The organism is Acinetobacter sp. NIPH 542, assembly GCF_000369825.1.
Taxonomy (GTDB): Bacteria; Pseudomonadota; Gammaproteobacteria; order Pseudomonadales; family Moraxellaceae; genus Acinetobacter; species Acinetobacter oleivorans.
In genome coordinates, this window is the sequence record NZ_KB850206.1 from 1177349 (window position 1) to 1190326 (window position 12978).

11 protein-coding genes are annotated in these 12978 nt (G+C 38.3%); 9 read left to right on the forward strand and 2 right to left on the reverse strand.

Features of this window, described 5'->3' with window-relative positions; all coding sequences use genetic code 11:
* The first annotated feature begins 78 nt into the window (after window positions 1–78).
* The 8 genes from F886_RS11095 to F886_RS11130 are packed head-to-tail and all read left to right on the forward strand — an operon-like array spanning window position 79 to window position 7290.
* Entirely contained in the window at window positions 79–822 is a 744-nt protein-coding gene (locus F886_RS11095; RefSeq protein WP_005305029.1) for a GntR family transcriptional regulator, read from the forward strand.
* Between the two features lie 28 nt (window positions 823–850).
* Window positions 851–2584 (forward strand): fumarate reductase/succinate dehydrogenase flavoprotein subunit, encoded by a 1734-nt coding sequence (locus F886_RS11100; protein WP_005305032.1) that lies wholly within the window; start codon window positions 851–853, stop codon window positions 2582–2584.
* 20 nt (window positions 2585–2604) lie between these two features.
* Window positions 2605–2850: a 4Fe-4S dicluster domain-containing protein gene (locus F886_RS11105; RefSeq protein ID WP_000864073.1), complete on the forward strand. Its 246-nt coding sequence runs from the start codon at window positions 2605–2607 to the stop codon at window positions 2848–2850.
* Between the two features lie 19 nt (window positions 2851–2869).
* A complete protein-coding gene (locus F886_RS11110) occupies window positions 2870–4300 on the forward strand; it encodes an ABC transporter substrate-binding protein (RefSeq protein ID WP_005305035.1) in 1431 nt (476 codons plus the stop codon).
* Between the two features lie 34 nt (window positions 4301–4334).
* On the forward strand, window positions 4335–5189 hold the full coding sequence (locus tag F886_RS11115) for an ABC transporter permease (protein ID WP_005305040.1): 855 nt from the start codon (window positions 4335–4337) through the stop codon (window positions 5187–5189).
* Between the two features lies 1 nt (window position 5190).
* Window positions 5191–6030, forward strand: coding sequence for an ABC transporter ATP-binding protein (locus F886_RS11120; protein ID WP_005305043.1), 840 nt, complete (start codon window positions 5191–5193; stop codon window positions 6028–6030).
* Window positions 6027–7025: a HEAT repeat domain-containing protein gene (locus F886_RS11125; protein WP_005305044.1), complete on the forward strand. Its 999-nt coding sequence runs from the start codon at window positions 6027–6029 to the stop codon at window positions 7023–7025. The genes F886_RS11120 and F886_RS11125 overlap by 4 nt, the downstream gene beginning before the upstream one ends.
* Window positions 7009–7290: a DUF971 domain-containing protein gene (locus tag F886_RS11130; protein ID WP_005305048.1), complete on the forward strand. Its 282-nt coding sequence runs from the start codon at window positions 7009–7011 to the stop codon at window positions 7288–7290. The genes F886_RS11125 and F886_RS11130 overlap by 17 nt, the downstream gene beginning before the upstream one ends.
* Window positions 7291–7329: 39 nt before the next feature.
* Here F886_RS11130 and F886_RS11135 read toward each other — a convergent pair whose 3' ends face one another.
* A complete protein-coding gene (locus tag F886_RS11135) occupies window positions 7330–8616 on the reverse strand; it encodes an MFS transporter (protein WP_005305051.1) in 1287 nt (428 codons plus the stop codon).
* 525 nt (window positions 8617–9141) lie between these two features.
* Here F886_RS11135 and F886_RS11140 point away from each other — a divergent pair.
* Window positions 9142–11358 carry a TonB-dependent siderophore receptor gene (locus F886_RS11140; RefSeq protein ID WP_034591101.1) on the forward strand — a complete coding sequence of 739 codons (2217 nt, stop codon included), beginning with the start codon at window positions 9142–9144 and terminating at the stop codon, window positions 11356–11358.
* 55 nt (window positions 11359–11413) lie between these two features.
* On the opposite strand, the gene F886_RS11145 is transcribed toward F886_RS11140, so the two are convergent.
* The gene (locus F886_RS11145; RefSeq protein ID WP_004792497.1) at window positions 11414–12832 is read right to left on the reverse strand and encodes an aspartate ammonia-lyase; all 1419 of its coding nucleotides are present in this window, start codon (window positions 12830–12832) and stop codon (window positions 11414–11416) included.
* Window positions 12833–12978 lie beyond the last annotated feature (146 nt).

The window sequence follows — 12978 nt, forward strand, 5'->3', positions numbered from 1 at the left end:
GTTATCGCTTTAAATTATTTCCAAAGCTGAAACATTTTAAACATTATTTGCTCAAGTTGTTATAACAGGTTTTAAGCCGTGAGCCAGCTACCCCACGATCCCAAAAATCACAAGCCTCTTTACGATCAGTTAAGGGAACTCATCCTTAACAAAATTGTAAATGGCGAATACGCAGTGTTGAGTCAAATTCCATCTGAAAACGAATTTGCTGAACAGTTTGGTGTAAGCCGAATCACAGTTCGCCAAGCACTCAACCAATTACAGTTGGAAGGCTATATTTTTAAGGTGCCAGGTAAAGGGACCTTTGTAAGTAAGCCAAAAACATTCCAGAACATTTCAAGTTTGCAGGGTTTTGCAGAAGCAATGTCATCTGCTGGTCACGAAATTTTAAACCGTGTCATCTCGGCCGAGCTTAAACAGATCCCGATGCACGTAGTACCCAAATTAAAGTTACCAGTTAAAGCCAATGTGTATGAAATTCAACGTGTTCGTTTGCTCAACCGTCAGCCAGTGTCTTATGAGTTGACTTATTTGCCAGAACATATTGGTTTGAAGCTTAAAGAAAAAGCGATTGATTTACGTACAACCGATATTTTCAAGGCATTAGAACAAGAGTGTGGCATCCCTTTAGGACATGCGGATTTAAGTATTGATGCCACAGTAGCGGATGAAGAATTAGCAGCTTTGCTGCAAGTTGAAATCGGAACTCCTGTATTACGGGTCGAACGTTTGACTCATGATGCAAATGGCCAACCGATTGACTATGAATATCTCTATTTCTCGGGCGATACCTTCCAGTACCGTTTACGTATTCATCGTTAATAACTCAGATAAAAATAAGGATTTTACAATGGAAACTAAATATCTTGAGTTCGATATTGTGGTGATTGGTGGTGGAACTGCTGGACCAATGGCTGCGATTAAAGCAAAACAAGAAAACCCGAATTTAAAAGTCTTGCTCATTGAAAAAGCGAATGTAAAGCGCAGTGGAGCAATTTCAATGGGAATGGATGGGCTGAATAATGCTGTCATTCCGGGCTATGCAACACCTGAGCAGTACACCAAAGAAATTACGATTGCAAATGATGGGGTAGTTAACCAAACCACTGTATATGCATATGCAAAGCATAGTTTCACAACCATTCAACAGCTCGATCAATGGGGCATTAAGTTTGAAAAAGATGAGACAGGCGAATTTGCAGTAAAAAAAGTACATCACATGGGGGCATATGTTTTACCAATGCCCGAAGGCCATGACGTTAAAAAAGTTTTATATCGTCAGTTAAAGCGTGCTCAAGTCAAAATTAATAATCGAATTGTCACCACGAAGCTTTTAAAAAATGAGCAAGGTGCAATCAATGGTGTACTTGGTTTTGACTGTCGTAGTGGTGACTTTTATGTCATTAAAACGAAAGCTGCCATTTTATGTTGTGGTGCCGCAGGGCGTTTAGGTTTGCCATCTTCTGGCTATTTGATGGGCACTTATGAAAACCCAACCAATGCAGGTGATGGCTATGCAATGGCATACCATGCAGGTGCTGAACTTGCCAATTTAGAATGCTTCCAAATCAATCCACTGATTAAAGACTATAACGGTCCGGCTTGTGCCTATGTGACAGGTCCTTTAGGAGGTTATACCGCCAACAGTAAAGGTGAACGTTTCATTGAATGTGACTACTGGAGTGGTCAAATGATGTGGGAGTTCTACCAAGAACTGGAAAGTGGTAATGGTCCTGTTTATTTAAAAGTAGATCATTTGGCCGAAGAAACCATTCAAACCATTGAAGAGATTCTGCATACCAATGAGCGACCAAGCCGTGGTCGTTTCCATGAGGGCCGAGGAACCAATTACCGTCAAGATATGGTAGAAATGCATATTTCAGAAATTGGTTTCTGTAGCGGACACAGTGCTTCTGGCGTATGGGTCAATGAAAAAGCCGAGACTTCGGTTAAAGGCTTATACAGTGCAGGCGATATGGCGGCTGTACCTCATAACTATATGCTTGGTGCATTTACCTACGGATGGTTTGCAGGTGTAAATGCTGCGCAATACGTGAATGCAATTGAAGATAGCGAATTAAACCAAAGCGAAATAGAAGCAGAAAAAGCTCGAATATTTGCACCACTGGATTGTTCTGAAGGTTTACCAGCCGAACAAGTGGAATATAAGCTGCGCCGTTTTGTAAATGACTATTTGCAGCCTCCTAAAACACGCCAAAAAATGGAAATTGGGCTCAAACGTTTTGAAGAAATCAAACAGGATATTAAGCGAATCTCTGCAAGAAACCCGCATGAGCTGATGCGTGCCGCTGAAGTTTCTTTTATTCGAGACTGTGCGGAAATGGCAGCTAGAGCCTCACTGTTTAGAGAAGAAAGCCGCTGGGGACTGTACCACTATAGAGCAGATTTCCCTCAAAAGAATAACTCGGATTGGTTCTGTCACGCTCATTTGAAAAAAGATGAACAAGGCAACATGGTCAGTTTCAAAAAACAAATCGAGCCTTATGTGGTTCCGATTAACCAAGATGAAGCTGTGTCGTATGACCGTTTACGCATTCAAAAAGATATTGCGCTAGCAGACTAAATAAATCAGGAATTCAAATCATGGCTTTTATTTTTAAAGAAGTTCAACACCGTACTGTCGCACCCGTCATTATTGATGAAGATAAATGTATTGCTGATAAAGGATGCACAGTCTGTGTAGATGTTTGTCCAATGGACTTATTGGCGATCGATCCAACCACTCAAAAAGCTTTCATGCAGTTTGATGAATGTTGGTATTGCATGCCTTGTGAAAAGGACTGCCCAACGGATGCAGTCAAAGTAAATATCCCATACCTACTCAAATAATTAATTTGGAATACGCAACATGAGACAAAATAAATTGATCAATAAAAAACTATTACTCAGTAGCTTAATTGGTGCCATTGTACTTGGCACTTTGGGGTGCGGCAGTAAAACAGAAACTGTGCGTGTCGCCATTGGCACGCAAGACACCACCATTAACTGTGCAACAGGTGGGTTGCTCATTCGTGAATTGAATTTATTACCAAAATATTTACCCAAAGATGGTGAATACAAGAATGTTAAATATGACATTCAATGGAAAAACTTTACCTCTGGTGCACCACTTACCAGTGAGATGGTGGCTGGGCGTCTAGATTTGGGAGCAATGGCTGACTTTCCTGCTGTTAATAATTTAGCGGCATTTAAAAAAGCTGGAAAAGAAAGCATATTTTTAGCGCCTTTGTCAGGCAGTATTAATGGCAGCGGTAATGCGATTGTTGTTCCCATTGACTCAAAAGTAACTTCACTTAAAGAGCTAAAGGGGCAGACTATTTCTGTACCTTTTGCCTCAACTGCTCACGGACTATTATTGCGAGCAATTCAAGCTGAAGGTTGGCAACTTGATAAAGATATTAAAGTGATTGCTCAGGCGCCAGAAGTGGCGGGGCCTGCATTAAAAAGTCATAAGATTGCTGCGCATGCTGATTTCGTACCATTTGGAGAGTTATTTACTTACCAAGGCTTTGCTAAAAAAATCTATGATGGTTCACAAGCAAAATCACCTACATTTCATGGTTCACTTGCCAGCAAGGATTATGCACAGCAGCATCCGGAAGTTATAAAAGCTTATTTACAAGCAACTATTGAAGCGAATCGCCTGATTCGAGAACAACCTGAAAAATATAGTGAATTTATTGCTGAAAAAACCGGTATTCCTGCCGAAGTGGTCTATCTGTTTCATGGTCCATTAGGTCTACAAACTCGTGACTTAACATGGAAACCTGAATATCGAAAAGCGACTCAAATTGCGATAGACACCTTAAAAGTTTTAGGAAAAAACGACGGTACGCTTGATGTAAATAAATTTATTGATGACCAATATATTAAGGATGTATTTCAGGCATCTGGACTTAATTACAGCCAGCAACTCGCTGACTATGCAAAATCACCTTTGGTTGCCAATGACGCTTTAACAGGCCAACCCATCAAAACATTTGATCGGGTGACTCAAATTTGGGTAAAGGGTGAAGAAAAAGTTCGTAGCTATGAAACGCCTGAGCATGCTTTTTCTGATTTAAAGAAAATTCAAGCCGATGGAAAAACGGTGCGTGTGGTTTATAGCCAAGATCATCAGTCCGATATTAAGTTACTTGCCAATCTGGCATGGTATGCCACAGATAAAGCAGGACAAATTCAGGCCTTTTTATTAAAAGATGATGCTGAAAAATGGGCTAAACAACAGGGCGGAAAAGTATATGACTTTAAAGCTATTCAGCTTGTAACACAGAGCTGATGTGTTGTCTTACCTAATAAGCAGGAGGTGACGAATGAGTAGTTTAGTCCAAACAAAACCTAAAAACCAAAGTACATTTTTGGTTAAATTTTTCCAACAATTGAGGTTATATCCAGCGCATTTAAAAAACTATGCCATTGCTTTTACATCTATAGCTTTCTGGATAGTCATTTGGCAAGGACTTGCTCAGTTTAAAATAAATTTAGGCATTGTGAACTTTAGCAATGTCCCGACACCTTTAGATGTCATTCATGCGCTTTGGGCTTTCTTTCAACTCTGCACTGCATTTGAACATGTTGAATCTAGTGTCTTTCGCGTAGTGGTTGGTTTTGTGCTAGCGGCTTTAATTGGAGTAGGTATTGGTTTGTTAGCAGGACGTTATCAAAAACTGGCTGCATTTCTAATGCCGCCATTAGAAGTATTACGTCCAATTCCAGCAGTTGCATGGATTCCTTTAGCGATTCTGATTTTTCCATCCTCAGAAGCTTCTATGATTTTTATCACTTTTATCGGGGCTTTATTTCCAATTTTATTAAACACTGTACATGGCGTTGGTGCAGTTGACCCAAGGCTCGTTGCATCTGCGAAAAGTCTAGGTGCTTCTGATCTAGCTATCATTTATGAAGTCATTATTCCGGGGGCATTACCTAACATTATTACGGGGTTATCTATTGGAATGGGTACTTGTTGGTTCTGTTTAGTGACTGCCGAAATGATTTCAGGCCAACATGGAATTGGATACTTCACATGGGAATCGTTCACCTTGCAAAACTATAGCAATATCGTGGTTGGTATGGTGCTGATAGGAGCGTTAGGTATGTTTAGCAGTACATTGGTACGTGTGATTGGAAACCGATTTACCCCATGGTATCAACTAAGGAAATCATAAAATGTCAATTACACAAGGCCATGTGCGTATTCAAAATCTATCGCTACATTTAGGGCAAGCTAAAAATCGTTTTCAGGCACTAGATCGGGTTAATTTCGAAATACAACCGGGCGAGTTTATATGTCTACTTGGCCCATCTGGTTGCGGTAAATCTACATTATTAGGTGCTTTGGCAGGGCACTTACCGATTAGTTCTGGGACTTTAACGGTCGATAATGAATCTATACTTGAACCGCATCCCGACAGAGGTTTGGTGTTCCAGCAACATACCTTATTTCCATGGAAAAGTGTGCTTGAAAATATTGCCTTTGGTTTAAAAATGAAAGGCATCGCTAAACAAAAGCGTATTGAACAAGCTAAGAAAATGATTGATCTGGTCGGGCTTAAAGGTTTTGAACATAAATTTCCAGCTGAACTTTCTGGTGGCATGCAGCAACGAGTTGAAATTGCGAGAGTGCTGATTAATCAACCTCGCATTTTATTAATGGATGAGCCTTTTGGTGCTTTAGATGCTCAAACTCGTTTAAAAATGCAAATGCTATTACTCGAAATTTGGCAAGAAATCCAAACGTCGGTTTTATTTATTACCCACGATATTGATGAGGCACTTTTTTTAGCTGATCGAGTATTGATTATGAGCCATAGACCAGGGCGAATTATTGAAGAAATTCCGCTTAAGTTTGAACGTCCACGAGACGTTGAGCTTGTAACAAGTAGTGAATTTACGGCCATTAAAAAGCATTGTATCCAGACTTTAAAAGAAGCCACTCAACAAGAAGAGTTAAGCCGCTTAAATCCATTAGGGCTTGGAAAGAAATCACAAATTAAGGAATACGAATGAGTTTTTATTATCAAGCTTTAGATGACCTCGATGAATATAATCAGGAATTTCTTGCACAGCTTAATCACGCAGATGAAAAGATTCGCTTTGTTGCTTTAATGAATATTGGTGATGAAGAAAATCCGGATTTACTCCCTTGGTTGCATGCAGCATTGCAACAGGATTCTTCTGCTTTAGTTCGTGAAGAGGCAGCAAAAAAGTTAGAAAGTTGGGAAGATCCAACCAGTTTACAAGTATTGGCTCAAGCCTTATTTGATGCAGATCTGAATGTGAAACAAGCTGCCAGCCAAAGCTTAAGTGAAGTGAAAAATACGGTATCAGCTCAAATACTGGCCCCTTATTTAAAGCATACGGATACTTTTGCTCTTAGTGCAATTTTACGTGCTTTGAAACCTTTACGACCACAGCAATTATTTGAAGATATATCTGCTTTGGTACACCATGAAGATGCTCTTGTGCGCCGTGAGGCAGTCAGTGCATTAAGTTGGTTACAGCAAGACCAAGCGATTACGATATTGGCAAAAACTGCTGAAACAGATTTGGATGATGAGGTTCGTCGCATTGCAACAGGTGGTTTGGCCTATAGTCAGACCATATCAGCTGAGGTGATTCAAGCACTTCAACATTCTTTAACTTCGGAAAGTTGGCAATTAAGAGTCGAAGCTGCACTTACGATTGGAAAATTACATATCGTTCAGCTCGAAACTCCCTTAATTCATGCTTTATCTGACTTATATTGGCAAGTACGTATTGCCACAGTTCGAAGCTTAGGGTTACTCAAGTCGCGTCTGGCAGTTGCTCATTTGTCTGATAACTTTAATCATGAAATTAGCAATTTACGTAAAGAGGTCGCTTTAGCACTCGGTGAAATTGGCACATTAGAAGCTCAAACGTTACTGGAACAACATCAAAATGACTCCGACCCAGAAGTACGAAAAGCGATTCGTATTGGATTAAATCAAATTGGTGAGGTGAAATATGCAAGCCAGACCTGATATTCGTGTCGATACTACAAATAAACAGGTTCACTTTATCTGGACCGATGGTTTAAGCGTCTCTCTGAGTCATCAAAATTTAAGGGAAATTTGCCCATGTGGCTTTTGCCGAGCGAAGCGAATTAAGCAAATTAAAATTGAAGATCAAAATGTCGAAGTAACAGCTATGTTCGATCAAGGTTACGGTGCCCAAATTTGTTTTAGTGATGGACATGATAAAGGAATTTTCCCGTGGGCTTTTTTAAAAGAATTTGCTAAGTGCTAAAAAATGCCTTCTGCTTGGGACAGAAGGCATTTCATTTAATTAATGATCATGTTCTAAATAATCTGGTTTTTTAGGAAGCGCAAGGCTACACAAGAAACAGATAATCAGCATGACAATGACATAAATAAAGAAGGTATTTTCAATTCCAGCAGCTTTGAATTGCAAGGCAACCGAAGGTGCAGAACCACCAAAAATAGCATTACCTACCGCATATGAAAATCCTACTCCGAGTGCGCGTACGTGAGGTGGGAACATCTCAGCTTTTACCAAACCACTAATAGATGTATAGAAACTCAAAATCATCATCATAAAAATGAGTAGCAAGGTAATGATGATCGGCGAATCTATATAATTAGGCATCCCAATTGCCATCACTGGATAGATAAAAATCGCAGATAATAAGCTAAATGCCAGCATTGAAGAACGTCGCCCAATACGGTCCGAAATTGCACCAAATACAGGTTGAGCACACATATAGACAAATAGCGCGAAGGTCATGATATAACCAACGGTTTTTCCATCCATACCTAAATTAGTTAAATAGGTTTTTGAATAAACAGTTTCTACATAAAACGTTAATGAACCAGCAGAAGTATAGCCGACCACTAATAAAAAGGTTTTCCAATGCTTTTTAAAGAGCTCTCTTAAGCTACCAGATTCTTTTCGTTCACTATCTTGATGTGAAAGTGTTTCTTCTAAACGACTCCGTGCAAGCAAAGATAGAATGGCAGCAATACCACCAATAATGAATGGAATACGCCAACCGCCATCAAGTAATTGTTGTTCACTTAAAAACGTTAATAAGATTACGCCAAGTAGGCTGGCAAGTAATTGACCACCAGAGAGGGTGACATATTGGAAAGAGGAATAAAAACCACGTTGACCCTTTAAGCCTAATTCACTCATATATGTTGCGACTGCACCATATTCACCACCCACCGATAGACCTTGAAGTAAGCGTACTACCAGTAAAAGGAAAGGGGCAAATAACCCAACTTGTTCATAAGTGGGTAGGGCTGCAAATAGAAAAGAGCTCAAAGCCATTAAGCAAATTGAGACAATCATTGATTTTTTTCGACCGTGTCGGTCTGCAATGCGTCCAAATATCCAGCTACCAATAGGACGCATAAAAAAGCTTGCTGCAAATACACCCCAAACATAAATCGATTTGGTCGTACTATCCATGTCTGGTGCAGTTAGAGCCTGAGTAAAATAAGCAGCAAATACTGCATAGATATAAAAGTCAAACCATTCGACCAAATTACCTGAAGCTGCGCCTACAATCCCTCGTATTCTGCTGCTCTTTTCTTCCTTAGTATATGTCATAGATATTCCGTCAGTTAGCAGAAAAAAAATAGAAATTTTCAGATGTACTGAACAGGAAATAGAATGAATCTTTAAATATCACTCAATCCTGAGTACTTTCTTAGAATTCCTCTCCATTTATTTTTTATAATTTTAAACTTCCATTCTAGTGATTCTATGATCTTTTGTTCGATTTAAAGATATTTTTACCGATTATCGAACAATTCCTTAATTTAGTGAGTTGATCAATTCACCATAAACTTTATTTAAAATCAAACATCTAATTTATCAAGCATATTGATTATTTTATTCCTCCTTGGTCTAGACCTATTTCTGAGCTTAGTTTTATTTTGACTATTTGGTAATACTTAAAAAGTTATAGTCCCAATTTCAAAGAAAATAAATGAAATTTATATAATGATGATGCTTTATTACACAAAATTTACTTAATCTAAAAAATATATAATTTGTTGTTTCTCTATATTTGTCACTGTATTCTTGCGTGGCTAAAAATAGGCTCAGCAGTTACTTCTAGCGCTTCAAATTATGCACGGTATGGCAGGTAGTTATTCAATGGAAAGACGTTCGTTAAATCTTCACTTCATAACATGCTCTAAAACAGCATTGGCTTCATCTATTGCACTGATGACATCTGTAGTCTACGCAAATGAAGCGGAGGTTTCGCAGCTCCCAACCATTACTGTGAACGCTACACAAAATAGTGATGCGCTATATACATCTAAAAAAGTTAATTTATCTGGTTTTCAAACAGGCGATGTAAAGAAAGTTCCTGCATCTATTACCGCCATTACCTCTGAGCGCATAGCAGATCAACATGCAAAAACGCTAACTGATGTTATTAAAAATGATTCATCGTTAGGAGATGGCTACGCTGCTATTGGCTACTATCCAAACTTTGTAGCGCGTGGTTTTGCCCTCGATTTAGGCTCTAGTTATCTCATTAACGGCCATACCATACGTGGCGAGCAAAATGTTGCTTTAGAAAATAAAGAACAAGTTGAAATTTTAAAAGGCATTTCTGCGATTCAAAGTGGAATGTCGACACCGGGTGGTGTGGTTAATTATGTAACCAAAAGACCTGCTGATGTTAAAACTATTACGGTCGATGCAAATTCGGAAGCTGGTTATACACTAGCAACGGATGTAGGTGGCTTTTTAAATGATAATTTTGGCTATCGAATAAATTTAGCGCATGAAAGTATTCATCCAAATGTTGATCATGCAAATGGTAAGCGTGAGTTTGGTTCTGTTGCTTTAGACTGGAAAATTAATGATCGCTCTAAATTACTGTTTGATATTGAAGCTCAGCATCAAAGCCAACGCTCAGTACCGGGTTATCAACTACTTGATGGGCAAGAAGTACCAACAAATGTAGATCAAGACCGTTTATTGGGGTATCAGTCTTGGAGTAAACCGGTTGTAAATAACAGTGTAAATGCGAGTTTAAAATATCAATATACATTTAACGATCAATGGAATGGTAGCTTAAGTGCATCACAAAGCCGTGTTGTGATTGATGATAACAGTGCTTTCCCATGGGGATGTTATAACGATAATTGTGAAGTTACTGGTTTAGGCAATACTTTTGATAAAAACGGTAATTATGATATTTACGATTTCCGCAGCCCCGATGACACGCGTATTACCAACCAGTTTGCAGCTGGGTTAAATGGGCAATTCAACACTAGCAGTATTCAGCATCAAGTAGCTTTCGAATTACAGAGAACTTATAAAACTTTAAAGCACCATACACCTCTGAATGTAGCGGTAGGAACAGGCAATATCTATGAAGATATGATTGACTACAGTCCATCATCAGAAAGTCCAGGTGATCGTTACAAAGCTCTAGAGAGTGATCAAACTGCATTTACTGTATCTGACCGAGTTCAATTTAACGATCAGTGGTCAACTTTATTGGGTGGAAAACTTATTCACCTTGATGAACAAGCGTATGATCCAGATGGACAGCAAAGCCGTGATACAGATTTAAATAAGTTCTTACCGCAATTAGCTCTCATGTATAGCCCAACTGCTAAGACTAATCTTTATGCTTCATATGCCAAAGGTTTATCGGATGGTGGTGAAGCACCTTGGTTTGCTAATAATGCTCTAGAAGTTTTATCACCTAGAAATTCTGAACAATATGAACTTGGTGTTAAGCAACAAATTCGGAACTACTTAGTAACAGCAGCTATTTTTGATTTAAAACAAGACAATCAATATAGCAAAGTAAATGCAGAAGGAACTTTCGATTTTGTTTCACAAGGTGAACAACACAATCAAGGTATTGAGTTAGGTTTAACTGGCGCTTTAACCGATACAGTTGACGTAAGCTCTGGCATTACCTATACCAAATCTCGTCTAGTTGATATTGATATTGATATTGATAGTAACAGCTATAAAGGTCATCAAACTCAAAATGTACCGAAAGTACGCGCAACTGCACAGTTATCTTATAAAGTACCTTCAGTTGAAGGGTTAAGATTACTCAGTGGCATGCAATACAGTAGCAGTAAATATGCAAATAAAGAGGGAACGGCAAAAGTAGGTGGCTATAGCGTCTTTAATATTGGGGCTGCCTATAAAACAAATTTTGCTGGGCATGACACGACATTCAGATTCAATATTGATAACTTATTTAATAAGAAATATTGGCGTGATGTAGGGGCATTTATGGGTGATGACTATTTATTCTTAGGTAATCCACGTACAGCCCAGTTCTCTACAACTTTCAGTTTTTAAAATATAGAACAAATAAAAAAGGAGCTTATAAAAGCTCCTTTTTTATTTTCAGGAATTAAGCCGACATTTTTGGTTTAACCATATTATTAATCGACAAGATATCATCAAGCACTTGTGCTGATAATAAACCTTCGTTCTGAACGAGTGCTAATACACTTTGTCCAGTTTCATTTGCAGTTTTAGCAATACGAGTTGTAGTTTCATAACCCAAATATGGGTTAAGTGCAGTCACAATACCAATTGAGTTTTCAACTAAAGCTTTACAATGTTCAGGGTTCGCCGTAATCGTATCAATACATTTACTTTGGAACATTGCCATCGCGTTACCAAGTAAATCCATAGATTCAAATAGTTTGAATGCAATAAGTGGTTCCATTGCATTTAACTGTAATTGACCAGCTTCAGCAGCTAAAGTTACAGCCAAATCATTTGCAATAATTTGGAAGCAAGCAAGGTTCATCGCTTCAGGAATAACTGGGTTTACTTTACCTGGCATGATTGAACTACCCGGTTGACGTGCTTCTAAGTTAATTTCATTGATACCAGTACGTGGACCACTTGAAAGTAAACGTAAGTCATTGGCAATTTTTGAAAGTTTAGTTGCGGTACGCTTTAATAAACCAGATAAAAGAACAAAGTCACCCATATCTGAAGTTGCTTCGATTAAGTCAGGAGCAGACTTAATTTTCTTGCCAGAAATTTTTCCAAGTGCTTGAATCGCAAGTTCACGGTAACTATATTCAGTGGTAATTCCCGTACCAATCGCCGTACCACCAAGGTTCATATAAGCTAAAACATTTGGAATAAGCGTATTAATTTGTTCAAGATCTTTTTGCAAGGTTACTGCAAAAGCACCAAACTCTTGACCTAAGGTCATAGGTACAGCATCTTGTAACTGAGTACGGCCCATTTTTAAGATGTGAGCAAACTCTTGAGATTTATTACGGAAACTTAAAATTAAGTTATTAAAAGGAAGATTTAGTTCATCTAAGCTTAATAACAAACCTAAGCGAATCGCAGTAGGGTACACGTCATTTGTTGACTGTGACATGTTAATGTCGTTATTTGGATGTAGATATTGATATTGACCTTTAGAATGTCCCATATATTCTAAAGCAACATTCGCCAATACTTCATTTGCATTCATATTGGTTGAAGTACCAGCACCGCCTTGCATCATATCAATCGGGAACTGGTCGTGAAAATTACCGCGAATAAGTTGATTACAACTGTATTCAATCGCTTCAAATTTAGTTTGATCTAAGCTTTTAAGATTATAGTTCGCTTCAGCACAAGCAAGTTTTACCATTGCTAATGCTTTAATTAAATGTGGGAAATTTCCAACTTTGCTTTGTGTTAAGTTAAAGTTTTCTAGAGCACGTAATGTTTGAACTCCGTAATAATCATTATTATTGATTTCTCTATAACCAATAAGATCCTTCTCAATACGGGTGGTAATTTCAGCGTTCATCATTAAACTTCGAATTAGTAGAGTAGATAATTCATATTAGATTTCGAAATGCTTCACTTCTAATGCATTTATCAAGTTAATTATGCATTTTTTGCATATCAGTTTTTTCTTTTTCTAAACCTAAAAATAAAAAAACTTTTTTCTTCACA

Bases quoted from the DNA above. Each gene is read 5' to 3' on its own strand.
- F886_RS11135 (WP_005305051.1), bottom strand. From the start codon at position 8,616: ATGACATATACTAAGGAAGAAAAGAGCAGCAGAATACGAGGGATTGTA.
- F886_RS11140 (WP_034591101.1), top strand. From the start codon at position 9,142: ATGCACGGTATGGCAGGTAGTTATTCAATGGAAAGACGTTCGTTAAAT.
- F886_RS11130 (WP_005305048.1), top strand. From the start codon at position 7,009: ATGCAAGCCAGACCTGATATTCGTGTCGATACTACAAATAAACAGGTT.
- F886_RS11110 (WP_005305035.1), top strand. From the start codon at position 2,870: ATGAGACAAAATAAATTGATCAATAAAAAACTATTACTCAGTAGCTTA.
- F886_RS11145 (WP_004792497.1), bottom strand. From the start codon at position 12,832: ATGATGAACGCTGAAATTACCACCCGTATTGAGAAGGATCTTATTGGT.
- F886_RS11115 (WP_005305040.1), top strand. From the start codon at position 4,335: ATGAGTAGTTTAGTCCAAACAAAACCTAAAAACCAAAGTACATTTTTG.
- F886_RS11105 (WP_000864073.1), top strand. From the start codon at position 2,605: ATGGCTTTTATTTTTAAAGAAGTTCAACACCGTACTGTCGCACCCGTC.
- F886_RS11100 (WP_005305032.1), top strand. From the start codon at position 851: ATGGAAACTAAATATCTTGAGTTCGATATTGTGGTGATTGGTGGTGGA.
- F886_RS11125 (WP_005305044.1), top strand. From the start codon at position 6,027: ATGAGTTTTTATTATCAAGCTTTAGATGACCTCGATGAATATAATCAG.
- F886_RS11120 (WP_005305043.1), top strand. From the start codon at position 5,191: ATGTCAATTACACAAGGCCATGTGCGTATTCAAAATCTATCGCTACAT.